General features: G+C 54.0%; 12 protein-coding genes and 1 pseudogene. 6 read left to right on the forward strand and 7 right to left on the reverse strand.

Annotated features, from left to right (window positions below; translation table 11 throughout):
• Window position 1: 1 nt before the first annotated feature.
• The gene (istA, locus tag KDB76_RS12665) at window positions 2-1516 is read right to left on the reverse strand and encodes an IS21 family transposase (protein ID WP_038408847.1); all 1515 of its coding nucleotides are present in this window, start codon (window positions 1514-1516) and stop codon (window positions 2-4) included.
• Between the two features lie 222 nt (window positions 1517-1738).
• Between istA and KDB76_RS29775 the strand changes: the two are divergent.
• The 3 genes and pseudogenes from KDB76_RS29775 to KDB76_RS12675 form a co-directional block, all read left to right on the forward strand.
• Window positions 1739-1996: pseudogene (locus tag KDB76_RS29775) on the forward strand (IS5/IS1182 family transposase); the annotation flags it as partial.
• Window positions 1997-2270: 274 nt separating this feature from the next.
• Complete coding sequence (locus tag KDB76_RS12670) at window positions 2271-3182, forward strand: LysR family transcriptional regulator (protein ID WP_080708156.1); 912 nt, start codon at window positions 2271-2273, stop codon at window positions 3180-3182.
• Window positions 3183-3896: 714 nt separating this feature from the next.
• On the forward strand, window positions 3897-4526 hold the full coding sequence (locus tag KDB76_RS12675; RefSeq protein WP_158308188.1) for a TetR/AcrR family transcriptional regulator: 630 nt from the start codon (window positions 3897-3899) through the stop codon (window positions 4524-4526).
• A gap of 496 nt (window positions 4527-5022) precedes the next feature.
• Here the strand turns inward: KDB76_RS12675 and KDB76_RS12680 are convergent, their stop codons facing one another.
• The 6 genes from KDB76_RS12680 to KDB76_RS12705 all read right to left on the reverse strand — a co-directional run bounded on the left by KDB76_RS12680 (window position 5023) and on the right by KDB76_RS12705 (window position 11008).
• Window positions 5023-5649, reverse strand: coding sequence for an NAD(P)H-dependent oxidoreductase (locus tag KDB76_RS12680; RefSeq protein WP_235208039.1), 627 nt, complete (start codon window positions 5647-5649; stop codon window positions 5023-5025).
• A 228-nt stretch (window positions 5650-5877) separates the two neighbouring features.
• On the reverse strand, window positions 5878-7182 hold the full coding sequence (locus KDB76_RS12685; protein ID WP_038409882.1) for an IS1380-like element ISPa33 family transposase: 1305 nt from the start codon (window positions 7180-7182) through the stop codon (window positions 5878-5880).
• Window positions 7183-7277: 95 nt separating this feature from the next.
• A complete protein-coding gene (locus tag KDB76_RS12690; protein ID WP_080708157.1) occupies window positions 7278-7646 on the reverse strand; it encodes a nuclear transport factor 2 family protein in 369 nt (122 codons plus the stop codon).
• Window positions 7647-7700: 54 nt separating this feature from the next.
• The gene (locus KDB76_RS12695; protein ID WP_013972322.1) at window positions 7701-9137 is read right to left on the reverse strand and encodes a cytosine permease; all 1437 of its coding nucleotides are present in this window, start codon (window positions 9135-9137) and stop codon (window positions 7701-7703) included.
• Window positions 9134-9286, reverse strand: coding sequence for a hypothetical protein (locus KDB76_RS12700; RefSeq protein WP_152953874.1), 153 nt, complete (start codon window positions 9284-9286; stop codon window positions 9134-9136). Before KDB76_RS12700 ends, KDB76_RS12695 begins: the two co-directional genes overlap by 4 nt.
• A 63-nt stretch (window positions 9287-9349) precedes the next feature.
• The gene (locus KDB76_RS12705) at window positions 9350-11008 is read right to left on the reverse strand and encodes an amidohydrolase (protein ID WP_013972323.1); all 1659 of its coding nucleotides are present in this window, start codon (window positions 11006-11008) and stop codon (window positions 9350-9352) included.
• Between the two features lie 239 nt (window positions 11009-11247).
• Here KDB76_RS12705 and KDB76_RS12710 point away from each other — a divergent pair, with 239 nt between their 5' ends.
• The 3 genes from KDB76_RS12710 to KDB76_RS12720 all read left to right on the forward strand — a co-directional run bounded on the left by KDB76_RS12710 (window position 11248) and on the right by KDB76_RS12720 (window position 14431).
• Window positions 11248-12201, forward strand: a complete 954-nt coding sequence (locus tag KDB76_RS12710) for a GTP-binding protein (protein WP_013972324.1) — start codon at window positions 11248-11250, stop codon at window positions 12199-12201.
• Between the two features lie 41 nt (window positions 12202-12242).
• Window positions 12243-13358, forward strand: coding sequence for a bifunctional 3,4-dihydroxy-2-butanone-4-phosphate synthase/GTP cyclohydrolase II (ribBA, locus tag KDB76_RS12715; protein WP_013972325.1), 1116 nt, complete (start codon window positions 12243-12245; stop codon window positions 13356-13358).
• 62 nt (window positions 13359-13420) lie between these two features.
• Window positions 13421-14431 carry an Lrp/AsnC family transcriptional regulator gene (locus tag KDB76_RS12720; RefSeq protein ID WP_080563773.1) on the forward strand — a complete coding sequence of 337 codons (1011 nt, stop codon included), beginning with the start codon at window positions 13421-13423 and terminating at the stop codon, window positions 14429-14431.
• Window positions 14432-14482 lie beyond the last annotated feature (51 nt).

Here is a 14482-nt window from a genome sequence, read left to right on the forward strand (position 1 = left end):
TTCAGTGGTAGTAGCCGGGGCCGCGCAGATTGGCGTGGTCGTCCGGCAGCAGGGGCAGGTTGGCTTGAGCCAACGGCAGGCTTTCCAAACCCTGGCGCAGGATCGATTCGAGGCTCTTGTAGCTGCACGCACCGAGGCTGAGGGCGCGACGGCAGGCCAACTCCAAGCGCACTTCGCCATGGGTCTTGCCCAGGCGCAGGATGCCCAGGCAGGCCCGGTAGCCTTGGGTTGGGTGGATGCGCCGTTCGAGGATGTGGCTGATCACGCCGGCCGTGTTCGGCCCGGTCTGCTCAGCCCAGCGGATCAGCCGTTGTGGCGTCCACTCGGCGTGCTCGCGATGGCTCTTGGGCATGTGCTCGGCCTGTGTGCTGTGCCGGCCCTTGTGCGGTGAGCGAAGATGGCTGGCCACCCGCTGATTGGCGTGGAAGCACTCCACCGTGCGCGCTGTCAGGCGTACTTCCAGTTGTTTCTTCACCAGTTGGTACGGCACCGAGTAGTAGTGCCCATCAACCTCGACGTGGTAGTCGATGTGCACACGCGCCTTCTTCCACTCGGCATACACGTAGGGTTGCTCCGGCAGCGGCCGCAGCACCGGACGATCCAGGGCTTCGAAGGCCGAGTGCCGGGAGCCCGGCAGCTTGCGAAACGGTCGTCGGTTGAGGCGCTCCAGCAATAAGGCGATGGCGCTGTTGAGTTCGTTCAAGGAGAAGAACTGGCGGTTCCTCAGCGCGGCGAGGATCCAGCGCTCGACCACCTGCACGCCGACCTCGGCCTTAGCCTTGTCGCGCGGCTTACGCGCCCGCGCCGGCACCACCGCCACGCCATAGTGCTCGGCCAGATCGCGGTAGCTCGGGTTGATGTCCGGCTCGTAGCGATGGCTCTTACTCACCGCGCTGCGCAGGTTGTCCGGCACCACGATCTCCGGCACGCCCCCGAGGAAGGCGAAGCAGCGGGTATGCGAGCCCAGCCAGTCCGGCAGCTGCTGCGACCAGGTGGCTTCGGCGAAGGTGTAGCTGGAGGCGCCGAGCACCGCGACGAACACCTGCGCCTGGCGGATCTCGCCGCTGTGCCGGTCGATCACCGGCACCGTCTGCCCGGCGTAGTCGACGAACAACTTCTCGCCGACGCGATGTTCCTGGCGCATCACCACGTCCAGCTTGCCCTGCCAGGCCCGGTAGTGCTCGCAGAACCAGCTGTACTGAAAACCCTGCGGCTGGCTCAGGCGATACTCCTGCCAGAGCAGCGCCAGGGTCACGCCGGGGCGACGCAGCTCGGCGTGCACCCAAGACCAATCAGGCAGTGGCCGCTGCTCACTGGGCACCGCAGGGGCCAGTGGGAACAGTTGCTGTTCCAGTTCGGAATCGGACAACGAGCAGGGCCAGGCTAGACCGCTGGCGGCAAAGCGACAGAGGTAATCACCGGCACTGCTGTGGCCTATGCCCAGACTGCGGGAGATCTTACGGACAGACAGCCCGCAATCGAACTTGAGGCGCAACACCTCACGGATTTTACGCATGGACAAACGCTCCACGACGACCTCTCTGCTTCGAAAAAGAGGTCGATGGTAGTGAATAAATCCTGCGTAGCTGCCTGCCTGGAAAGTGTCCGGATGGCCGTGGAATCGGTGTCCGGATGCTCGTGGAATGAGTGTCCGGATCAGCGTGGAATCACTGTCCGGATGTGCGTGGAATGGGTGTCCGAGTCAGCGTGGAATCCGCAGAGGGGGTAAGTGACCTAGCAGATCGCAGCCCGGCGCGGTACCTACAAACACCTGAGCAAATGCAGTGCGCTTTACAAGGCCAGACGAAGGATCGAGAAGGACAAAGCTGTGACGGGCGAAGGTCGAACATCCCTTCTGTGGGGCTGTGGCAGTACCGTTTATGGAAGACTTGCCTCTATGGCATGGTCGCCAGCCCCGCTGAGCACCCCGTTTGCGCTGCCGAAACTATGGATGGATCGCTGGTACTTATTAAGTACTGAGGAGCAGCACGCCTGAAAGGCTTACCAAGCAAGGCTCTGTGCCGGGAGATACACATATTTTCGTCTGAAAGTCGAGCTGTGTTTGGACAGAAAGCCGGTCATTACCGATCGCTGAGAAACTTGATCAGAGTTCGCCTTGAATGCGGAAAAGGCGCTCAATTATTTTATGATCGTTGCCCTGTGCGCGAAAAATCTGATCAGTTCGCGCTATTGAATAAAATATCCTATAAGGTCTAGCATAGATGCGTAGAGTTGGACGGCTGACAGTTTTTGGCGAGGTATAGGTTCCCATGAGTAGAAGACTTCCATCGCTATTAGCGATCCGTTATTTTGAGGCAGTTGGTCGCAATCTGAGTTTTACCATGGCGGCTAAAGAACTAAATGTGACACAGGCGGCGGTTAGTCATCAAATTAGGAAGCTGGAAGAGAAAATCAACATTCGGCTATTGACTCGAAAGCACCAGGGGGTTGAGTTAACACTCGAGGGTGAAATTTTACTGAGGTCAAGTGTTGAGTGTCTTGATAAGCTTGCCGACACATTTGAGGTGATTGCCAATTTATCAAGCGCGAATAATAGATTGGTTCTAAGTGTTACACCGTTGTTGTCCGCAAATTGGTTGCTTCCTCGGCTGAACGGTTTCGTTTCTAATCGCCCTAATGTCGACGTTGTACTGCATAGCTCTTTGAGTTTGCCAGTGGAAAATAGGGAGAAATTTGATTATAAGATTTTTTACTCAAGAGAGGAAATGGAAGATGCTGATCATGAGCTTTTGCTCGTCGACGAACTATTACCGATCTGTAGTCCGTCATTAACTAAAGGCCTCGCGTCACTTCCGCTTCAGGAGCTTTCAAATTTTAGCTTGATTCACGAATTTGACAGAGAGTGGTGGGCAGCTTGGTGCGAGTTGGCAGGAATTGACCCAAGTCTAGCTCGGCGAGGTATGGTTGTAAAGGATCCTGCTCTTTTGGAAAAGGCTGCATTAATTGGAAGTGGCCTAATTCTTGGGTCTTCTTTGTTTATGAGGGATAAGGTTAAATCTGGTGAGCTTATAACGCCATTTGGAAATGCACTGTCATTAAAGGTCTATTATTATTTGTGTCAAAGTCCGACGGTCAGAGGGGAGGGGGCAAACCAGTTTCGTAATTGGCTGGTTTCTGAGTTCTGTCATGCAAGAAGAGTGCAAAAAGTTGGGGGTGACTGAGTTTTTAGTGCTGATGCTGAACTTGCGGGGTTGTGGGCTAAAACAAAAAATTGCTTAATCTTGTCTCAGTTGATTGAAGGTTGTTGTGTTCTGTGGGGGATGAACTGAAGGGGGTGAAAGAGTAGCTTTCATTCCTAGGGTGGACTGAGTTGTGGTTTCTGCTTAATTGTTTTCAGAGGCTTGCCCTGCTGTCTTTTTATCGATGTAGCCCTATGGTTTGCGTTTGCGTTTGCGTTTGCGTTGTCTTGGCTCGTATTGTCTAAGATAAAGGTCGTGTATCTTACATAGTGGATAAGTATCTATTCTAGATTAAGTTGTAATTGTTATGCCGGTTTCAGATGTTATAAAAAATAATAGGCCTATTATTTCTTTTTTCTTGCGATCGTCATGCTCTGAGAGCATCGTGTTAGCGGGGTTTAGCAACTGTGCTCGGTGCGGGATTCGTTTTATGATCGAGAGTCGAGGTTTTATCGGTGCGACCTGAGAAAAGCAAAATGCAATACTTGCTAGAATCCTGCCCACAGGCCAGTGAGTGGTTGGTTAAGGTGGGTAATGCACTAGATTCTTAAGTCAATGATTTTATGGTGTTTTTAGAGCATCTGGTGAGTTTTTTGTCAGAAATTTCTTGCGCGAAATCTGCGTAGTCACAAACTTAGGTCTGCATAAAAAATGAACAGAGCGATTCACCCCGCTGCGTTGTCGGAAGAGGAATGCTTGATTGCTTCCGTAGAAACCGCTGGTTCGCGATTTGAGGAGATTCGCAATAAGGCACTAGAGTTATTTGCCGAGAGAGGATTTGCAAAAGTCGGTATGCGCGAACTTGCACAGCATTTGGGGATGGGGCCGGGATCAATCTATCACCATTTTGCGAGTAAGGAGCAGTTGCTCTTTGAGGCAATTGAAGAACTTTACGAAGACATATTGGAGGCGGCGGCTATAACAAAGTATGTCGCCGGTGACGGTTTCCAGGCATTGCTCTATGCGCATGTAGATTTGCACGAGCATCGACGTATTTGTTTCTTGCTGAGTGAACAAGAGTTTCGTTATCTCGCACCCAAGCATCGGCAATTGATATTGCTGATGCGTCGCCGCTATGAGGATATCTTGTTGCACCGATTAATCGACAAAAGAGCGCAGCCCGTTACTCCTGTGTTGCGTGCAACTGTGCGTGGCATTGTTGCTTGGTTGAATAACATTTCGGCCTGGATGAATTTAGATGAGTTGGAGCCTTGTGAAAGGTGTGAAGTAGTTGATAATTTCGTGAAGGCAGCACTGGCTGCTGCCTTTCAGCAAGAGATATCGGATAAAAAGTTGCCAGTTGAAGTGGGTCGCGTTTATCGCTGAGTTGTTTAGGTATGGGGTGGTGAGTGTATTTTTAATAGGCGCCAATGTTTAGGTTGTTGCAAGTTTTCTTTCTGATTCATGATCTATTGCCTCTAATAAAATAAGCCAACAGACTAGAGTGGTCGTGCTTGACCCCTGAAAAACGCGATTTGCAGGCCCAATTACTGAGTGGGTTGATAATGATCTAGTGATTCATTAATTACAAGGAATCAACCTGCTTGGTACTCTCCTGGCCCAAGGTGTCAGGATTTTGTCCATATTGAACACCGCACGGATGCATCAATGATCAGTTATTATCACTGCCAATCGTGAAAAAACGATATGACGACGCTGTGGATCAATTGGACGGTATGGTCCGTATCCCTTTGTGCGGTTAAAATAGCGATGGTTTATAGTCAGCGTCTTAGATCTGGAAAAGGACAATATCTCTAGCAGCGCGGTTGTGAGATGGACCTCCAATGTATTTGTTTTAATTAAAATTTTTGAGTCTGTATTTTTATTTGTTTTCAGGGTCCTTTAGCTTTCTTAAAAATTGAATGTAATCTCGGGAGCTGGCTTTTGTTATTTCAGGGTTGGTATCCTCTGTGATCCCGTAAAGTGCGAAAACTCCTTTGTAGCGAGCTCCAACATAGTCAAAGGAAACCTTGAAAGGGGTGAGTATTTCACTCAGACTATACTTGTAGCGCCCATTTTTTTGAAAGTCACTCTCGGATATACCAGCTGAGACCGCGATTGCTGTTGTCCGTCCTTTCATGCTTTCACCTTTTTTGCCATAGGCCCACCCATATGTAAACACATCGTCAAGCCATTTCTTTAGCAGTGGTGGGCAGTTAAACCAATATAGAGGGAACTGTAAGACTAACTCGGAGTGCGACTCAATTAATTCCTGCTCTCTGCGGACGTCTATTATGCCGTCGGGATATTCTTTATATAAGTGGTGGGTTGTGAACTCGTTTTGGTAGGTTTCAAGTTCGGTTGTCCAGGCGCTGTTTGCGATGCCCTGATCAAGATTTGGGTGTGCTACGACGATTAGTGTTTTATTCATTTTTTCATTAAGCTGATGGGTTTGTGTTAGGTGTGAGTCTTGTTGGTTACATGACTTTCCCTGTTTTTTGTTTTGCAATGGCTGACTTTTGAATTGCTGGACTTTAAGGTTGGTTCGACTTCGGGTGTGGTGTGTATGGTCCTAGCCCGGATTTCTCATGAGGCCGGCAGGCGTGGCCGGTGAAGCCTCGGTGTATCAACAACCTGCCTTCCACCGCTAAAAATTGATCGTTTTTTATTCAATTCCCGCGTATGGGGCGCACTGCCCCCTTTCCCCCATTGAGCCGGGCCGGGGGCGCCCGCCTGTTCAGGTCGGCTTGAGGCGGGCAACCAGCCCCGCAAAGAGTTCCTGATGCGGATAGGCCTCGCTGATCAGCACGCGGATGCGCCGGCTGTTGCGAATGATCACCGCACCGATCTTGAGCAGTTTCAAGCGCAGGTTATGGATGCTCATGCGCGCCAATGCGGTGCCCTGGAGATGATCGCGTAGCCGTTCGAACAGCACATAGGCAAAGGCCGACAGCATCAGCCGCCACTGGTTGGTCCACCAGCGTGGGCTGGAGGTGCGGTCGGCGAACAGATCCAACTGTTGGTCCTTGATCCGATTCTCCATGTCGCCACGGCCGCAGTAGTCTTCGTAGTACTGCTGGGCAGCATCCTCGGCAAAGCGGGACACGACGATGAAGCGTGGATTGGCACCCTGCTCGCCATGTTCCAGGCGCGACACGACCAGGCGGCGCCTACGCCAACTACCGGCCTGATAGAGGAAGCGATACACGCCGGACATCTTCTGCCCGGTTTCTTGGTAGGCCTCGGCGACAGCTTGCATGGCCGGCGCCGCCATCCGCTGCAGGCGGGTGTTGCGGGCCAGACCCACCACATAATCCACCTGCTTGCGGTCACACCAGTCGAGCATGCGATGTCGGCAAAAACCGCCGTCACCGCGGAACACGATGCGGGTCTCTGGCCAGAAGCGGCGAATGAACTTGACCAGCAGTGCCAGGATGGCCCAACTGTGTCGGGCGCCATCGATGTTGCTCGGGCGCAAATAGCTCACCAGCAGATGGCGACCACAGAACACATAGAGCGGCAGGAAGCAGTAATGGTCGTAATAGCCATGGAAGAAGCGCCCTTCCTGATCACCATGCACCGGCACATCGGTCGCATCGAAGTCGAGCACGATCTCAGCCGGCGCCTGGTCATGCTGGGCGATGAAGTGCTCCCACAGCAGGCGATGGGCTTGCACCACCGTTTCGCGATCGGCTTGCTGTTCCAGGCGCCCCAGAGTGGATTTGCCGGCCAGCGGTTGCAGGCGGTTGACCGCAGTCTGCAGCGCGTAGTCATGGCGCAGGCCGTCATGATCGTTGAGATCCTCGTAGCCGGCGGCCAGTGCATAGATACGCTGGGCGAGCAGTGTCTGCAGTCCGTGCTGGACACGCCCAGGATCACGCCGATCGGGAACGATTTTGGCCAGGCGGCGGGTCAAGCCATGTTGCTGGTCGACCTCGCGCAGCAGCAACAAGCCCGCATCCGAGGTGATGTGACCACCGGTGAAAGAGGCCTCGACGAGGCGGCGAGAGAGGGGTGAAAAGTGGAGTTTTTCTGGTAGCATTTTGTGCGCGGCTGAAGACTTATGGGGCTTTGTTTGGCGACAAGAATCATAAGGCTTTCAGCCGTTTTTGTTTATGCGGTCATGAGAAATCCGGGCTAGGTGTGTTTGTAATATGTATCTTTTCGCATGATTTTTCCCTCCGAGAATTCCCAGATGTCACAGCCAATGGCATCTAATTTTTTTCCAGTTGGAAGGGTGGCTTTGACTCGGAACTCAGATACCGCTTTGTGTCCTGATATCCAGGTTTTACATTCACTCCAGTTGATGTCTGGACATGATGAAAATCTAGAGCGCAACGCCATGCCGATCGCTTCTTTGCCCTGTATATACGTTCCGCGACAATTGTCGCCGCCGGAACTAATCATGATGCCGTTATTGCTGAAGTAGCTGAGTACTTTTTCAACATCATGTTGATTGAAGGCATGAATGATGTCATCAATGATTGTTGATGTGAGTGCGGGCATAAGTGTTACCTTGTTTTGAATTGTGGCCCGCTGGATGAGCGGGCCGGTTGAGACTCAGAAGGGAGATAGGCTCTTGGTGCTGACGGGGCGGGCTATGTTGTCGTAGCCCCCCTTTTTAGCCGGTATTACAAACAAACGTGTTACTAGTAAAAACACCAAGCTCGCAGTTCCGGCGGAAAGAATTGAGGCTGGAACCAGTGGGTAAGGGAAGTTTGATACGTAAGTCAAGGGGTTGAGTGCGTAGATATAAGTGCCAATTCCCGCCACCATTCCCAAGACTGCAGCCGGGTTTACGCCTTTCCAGTATCTATAGCTAGGTTCATTTTCGTCAAATAGTCCACGGACGTTGATTTTTCCGCGCCTTAGCAGGTAATAGTCGATGATCTGTATGCCGCACAATGGAGCAAAGCCCACCCCGATGAAGGCCAGGAAAGTCGAGAAATTGTTGAAGAATAAGTTCGGAATCGCCAGGCCAACAATCGCAATCGGGGTCACTATCAACACCAACAGCACTTTCCACGATATCTGTTCAAGCGCCTTGTAATGGCGAAGACCCAATGCGGAGCAGTAGATACCTGCGACCGCGGTACCCAGATTGGCTGCAGTCACGAACGCAAGTGAGATGATTGCATACGTGGGGCCGCCAACAGTTCGTAGCCATTCGGAGGGGTCGGAAACTTTCAATACCAGCACGCCCGCCACGCCGATCAGGCTCAACGCTGCGACTGAGCCGCCTAGTCCAATTAGTGCAGGCACTGCTGCTTTGCGACCATTTGGTACCATTCGAGACATAGCGCCCACGTAAGGCCACCAAGACAGCGAGGAGGCGATTCCCAACTCAAGACCTGTGACGAAATTCCACAGAGGATCGGGCGATGCGGAGGCTGGTTTGGCCATCGCGAGATCCTCCCAACGCTCATTGACGATGATGTAGAGCATCCAAAGGCCTACGAACACGTGAGCGACCAGAATTTTCGCTACCCTATCAACACCCCCGGACCCCTTGAGCAGCAGCAGCATTACAAGGATGCAGGCAAACAGTGTCGCGCAAGGCTCGATGATTCCACTTTGTTCAGGTGTGGCCAAGCCGACCGCGACAAGAAACTGTGCAGCGGATTTACCAAAGAAAATCAGCAAAAGGCAGTTCCAACCGAGAATGGAAAGAAACTGCAAGGTTGCCGGTATTACCCAGCCTCTGGAGCCGAACGCGGGTTTGCTTGACGCAATCGAGTCAACCCCGAAACGGCAACAGATTGGCAGTGCTGCGAGTACGGTCAGCAACATGCCGAACATGCAGCCCGCCGTCAGAGCGGCAAAGCCCTGTTTAAAGTTCAGGTAGTAGCCAACGTACTCACCAATGATATAGCACCATGTTGCTGCACCCGCAGTGGTCAGGGCGATCAGCAACTGCCAGCTCCCCCAGACGCGTTCGGCCGGGAGGAGCGGCCATGCGGATGTATCAGCCGCGACGTCCAGCGTATCTTTGCTCATGCCCACCCCCAGACTGCGACGGCAACCGGAAGGATGACGCCCAGGACGATGAGCCAGAACCAGGCCGTGGCGTCAAAGTCGGCACCCTGGTTGTGTTCTTGTTCCAGCAAACTTATTCTTCTTTCAAGTTCCAGCGGTAATGCACGCATTTTTGTATCTCCTGCAACCTTTTCTTGTGAGGACCGGCTATTGCTAGCCGGCTGAATTGGCAGTTAACAGGTAAGGTTAAGAGCCGTGCGTCCTTGCGTGAGCACGTATTCCACTTTTAGTTTTCTAAGGTCATCAACGGGTACTGCAAAGGGGTCGCGATCCAAGGCAATAATGTCGGCCAACTTGCCAGGCGTAATGCTGCCTCGGATGTCTTCTTCTCCCATGGTCGCTGCGGCATCCAGTGTGTGCATGCGCAAAGCTTGCTCCAAGGTGACGGCTTGCTCAGGGTCAATGAAATTGCCGGAGTAGGTTTCGCGCTTGACACAGCACCAGACACTGAACAGCGGGTTGGTGGCCTCGCGTTCTGAGCCAATCCAGACATCCGAACTGCCGGACAGGCGCCAGCCTTGGGCAAGCAGATCTTTGAACGGGAAGCGTCCGATTCGGCCAGTTTCACCCAGATAATCGGGGAAGTACTCCCCGAAGGTGTAGATGAAAACTGGCTGCGGGACGGGAATGATGCCGGCGGTTGCCCACGCTTCCATGGTTTTCTGGCGAGGCATGAAGTTGCCAGCATGCTCGATGCGCATACGAGTGCGACCACTGCTCGCGCCGCCCATGGATTGCACCAGTTCGCATAGCCATTCTTGGGCACGATCGCCGTTTGCGTGAACCGCCAACTGCAGGCCGCTTTTTTGCGATTGCTCGTACGCCCTGCGGAAGAAGTACTTGGGGAAGGCGATTTCACCACATTGGCCATTCATGCCAAGGTAAGGGCAGCTCACGGCGGCGCTTTTGGCTGAGAAACCACCGTCGGCGAACAGCTTGATGCCCTGCATGCGGATCATGTGTTCCGATGCATTGAGTTGGAATTTGTCTTGCCAATTGCAGGCGTCGTCGAGCTCCATCGTGCCTGGCGCCCAAATGTACACACGCATGGCAACTGGCAATTCACCTTCACATGCCATTTCATCCATGCATTGAATACCCTCGACGGTCTCGGAGATTTCTCCGATTGTCGTTACCCCAAAGCGGGTGAAGTATTCGAACAAACCTTCCTTTAGCGCGCTTTTCAGGGTCGAGCGGTCGCAGCCCGGAAAGGGCAGCAAGGTGTCCATTTCCTTCACCACGCCGGTGGGGTCACCGTGTTCATCTCGTTCGACGATCGGCAGGCCGGTCACACTGAATTCGGGGGCGACATAATTGCGGTCGATGCCGGCCACTTCGAGCGCCTTGCTGTTCAGCACGGTAATGTGTCCACCGGCGCGCACGGCAATCGGTGAATCTGTACTGACGGCATCCAGCTCGGCCTTGCTGGGAAGGCGGCCTTCCTTGAGCTTGCGGTCAAAGAACAGATTGCCTTGGCCGACGATCCATTCGCCGGGTGCTCGCTCATCACGGGCTTTTGCCAAAAGCGCGCACACCTCTTCAATCGAAGAGCACTCAGGTGCTCGGCAATCGATGGTGTTGAAGGTGGTGCGGCAAACCACTTCCGCATGGGCATGCACATCAACGAAGCCTGGCATCAGCGTGCGGTTGCCCAGGTCGGTTACGACTGTCGATGCCGTACGGAACTGCTCGACTTCGTCGCGACGGATCAACCTTACGATCCTGTCGCCGCGAATGATCACGCCTTGCGCTTGCGGATCTGCATCGGGGCTCATGGCAATCACCTTCCCGCCCAAAAGAATTCTCTCGGCCGGTGCTTCTCTTTCGATCATCGTTGCTTCTCCATTGCGGAGTTCTCAAGAAACTAACGCTACAGACGTCGCGCTGCAGCAGCCGTCTATCAGGTTCGGAAAACGTGCTTTCCGTCTTGAAAATTTCCGCTTTTGTTTTTTTTCTTAGCGAGATGATACATAATCAGCAACGAAAGTAGATGTCAACGTCTTTTTCCCCGGTCATGCCTGGTTTCCGCCGGGCGACACCGTTGCTGTAATCTGCCGATGGAGCAAACACGATGAAAATTCCAGTCACTGTATTGACGGGCTATCTGGGGGCAGGGAAGACGACGCTGCTCAGGCGCATGCTTGCAAATCCAGGCGGGAAGCAATTTGCAGTCATCGTCAATGAATTTGCCGAGCTGGGGATTGATTCGGAGCTGATCGAGAGCAGCGATGAACAGGTCATCCAGCTCAGCAACGGATGTTTGTGCTGCTCCGTACGAGGAGACCTACTGAGAAGCTTGGAGCTCTTGGTGCAAAAAGGGGGCTTCGATGCGTTGATTATCGAGACCACCGGGTTGGCTAACCCTGCGCCAATTGCCCAGACGTTCATGCTGGATGACGACCTGAATGATGAGCTGATCCTTGATTCCGTCGTGTGCGTCGTGGACGGTGCGCATATCCAGGGGTATTGGAAACGCCACCCGGAAATCGTTCACCAACTGGCATTTGCAGACACGGTGGTGCTGAACAAGGCAGAACTGCTGTCTGGCAGCAAGGCCCAGCTGGTAGAAGACTTGTTGCGCCGCTTAAGCCCCAGGGCTGAGCTTATCCGCACAAGTCACTGTGATCTTGATGTGCTCGCTCTGGCAGGGCGCGCTGCCTACAGCTTGGACGATACTCGGTTCGACGCCGCATTGCCGCAGACGCCTGTTCTCTTGCATCGGCATGATGATGAAGTCGTGAGTGTCTCGTTGGCTACAGACAGAGATGTAGTCCCAGATCGCTTCATGAAGTTCATACAGACGCTGCAACAAGCCTACGGTGAAGATCTCCTGCGCTACAAAGGCGTACTGTCTCTTACCAACGAACCTCGCCGGTTCGTTTTCCAAGGCGTCCAGGCCATGGCCGATGGCGATGTTCAGCGCCGTTGGGCGGATGACGAACCGCGCGCCAGCAAGCTTGTGTTCATAGGGCGCAATCTCGACGCCCAGGCACTGCGCACTTCCTTCGAAGCCTGCCTGCGCTAGCGCAGGCAGGCATACACGTACAGGCCAAAGAAGACAACAATATGCCTTTTAATACAATCGAATCGATCCTCGAGGACTATCGCCAAGGTAAGCTGGTCCTGTTGGTCGATGACGAGGATCGCGAAAATGAGGGCGATCTACTGATCGCCGCAGAGAAATGCACCCCTGAGGTCATCAATTTCATGGCCCGTGAGGCGCGTGGGTTGATCTGTCTTACCCTGACTGACGAGCATTGCCTGCGCCTTGGGCTCGAGCAAATGGTGCCGAGTAACGGTGCTGCATTTTCAACCGCGTTCACGGTCTCGATTGAGGCGGCTCACGGAGTAACCACGGGGATTTCCGCGGCTGACAGGGCTCATACGGTGCTCACTGCGGTTCGTCCTGGTGCTACCTCTGATGACCTGGTGCAGCCTGGTCATATCTTTCCGCTGAGAGCACGTGAAGGTGGGGTTCTGACCAGGGCAGGTCACACCGAGGCGGGATGCGACCTCGCCCGCATGGCTGGACTCACGCCGGCCTCCGTGATCGTCGAGGTCATGAATGATGACGGAACCATGGCTCGACGCAATGACCTGGAACGATTTGCCGAAAAGCATGGCATCAAGATGGGTACCATTGCTGACCTGATTCACCACCGGCTTGCGACCGAGCACACCGTTGTGCGGATCGGCGAGAGGGAGTTGCCCACGGTTCACGGCACCTTCCGCCTTGTGACGTATGAAGATGTGATTGAAGGCGGCGTTCATATGGCGATGGTCATGGGCGATGTTTGTGGTGACGAGGCGACGTTGGTAAGGGTGCACGCGATTGACCCACTGTGTGACCTCGTTGGTGCTGATTGCGTGACGCCCAGCAGTTGGACGCTTTGGGGTGCGCTGGAAAAGGTGGCATCCGTGGGGCATGGGGTCGTCGTGATTCTGGCAACGCACGAATCTTCGCAAGCGCTGCTCGAGCGCGTTCCACAACTGACCAAACCTAACCGATCGTGCCAGCGCAGTCATTCGCGCACCTATGCGGAACTGGGCACTGGAGCCCAGATCCTTCAGGATCTGGGGGTAAGGAAGTTGCGAAACATGGGGTCTCCTGCCAAATTCCTGGGGTTGGCGGGTTACGACCTTGAAGTGGTCGAGGTATTGGCTGTAGAGGCCGAGTGTTAACACTTGCCCGATAGAGGTGGCGGTGGATAATACCGCCATCTGCCTTCTAGACCGTCAACGACATGAACATAGCCGATCTGCGAGAAGCACCTTCCGTTACACGACTTCAGCCGACGGGGCATGGGCCGCTTTCAGAGCAGCCCTTGTCCGCGACCGATCGAGAAATCATTGCACATCTGCAAGAAGATGGACGCCGCCCCTTTGTCGCCATCGCACGTGAACTGAACATTTCCGAGCGGACAGTCCGCAATCGAGTGCACCAATTGCTGGAGCAGAACGTCATTCAGATCGTGGCACTGACGGATCCCGCTTCGCTGGGGTTCCAGGCAGGTGCGCTGATGGGTATTAGCTTGGACCTGACAGCACCGGTCTCCGCCGTGGCGGAGGCGCTGATAGGAATTGCCGAGGTCGATTACGTTGTTACCACCACTGGTCGTTTTCCGCTTTTCGTGGAAATCATCTGTTCAGACATGGGGCGGATGCAGCGGATTCTGGATAGCCAGGTCGCCGTATTACAAGGCGTTAAGGGCATTGAGGTCTTTCCCTATTACAGCGTTTTTTACCAGAGGGCGCAGTTCTTCGGCCGTGCGCCGACTTCGCAGACGCCGGGCGTCTTGAGCAGGGAGATGGATGAGGTTGACCGCAAGATTGTGCGAGAGCTCAGTTTCGATGGTCGAGCCCCCCTGAAGAACATCGCGATCGCGCTGGACATCTCTGAATCCCAGGTTCGGGGGCGGCTGAATGCGCTTCTCGAATCGGGGTTGCTCAATATCATGGCGATCACCAGCCCAATGAACCTTGAGCAGAGAGCGCTGGCTTGGGTGGCGATTACCGTACGCCCCGGGGTGCGTGTCAAGGATGTGGCTGAGCGTCTGCGGGCGCTCGATAATGTTTCCTACATCACGATTTGTGCCGGCAGATTCGACCTATTTGTTGAAGTGGTGTGTGCGTCGCGGGCGTCCCTGTTCGAGTTGATTGACGACTCCTTACGGATGGTGGAGGGTATCGAACGAATCGAAAGCTTCCCGTACATCGATCTTCTGTACAAGCGGCTAGGGTCTGATCGAGTCTGAAAAAAAGCCGACCAGGTGGTCGGCTAAAAGGGTGATTCAAGCTCCTGCGAA

The sequence above is a fragment of the Pseudomonas sp. JS425 genome (assembly GCF_018223845.1).
Classification (GTDB): domain Bacteria; phylum Pseudomonadota; class Gammaproteobacteria; order Pseudomonadales; family Pseudomonadaceae; genus Aquipseudomonas; species Aquipseudomonas asiatica.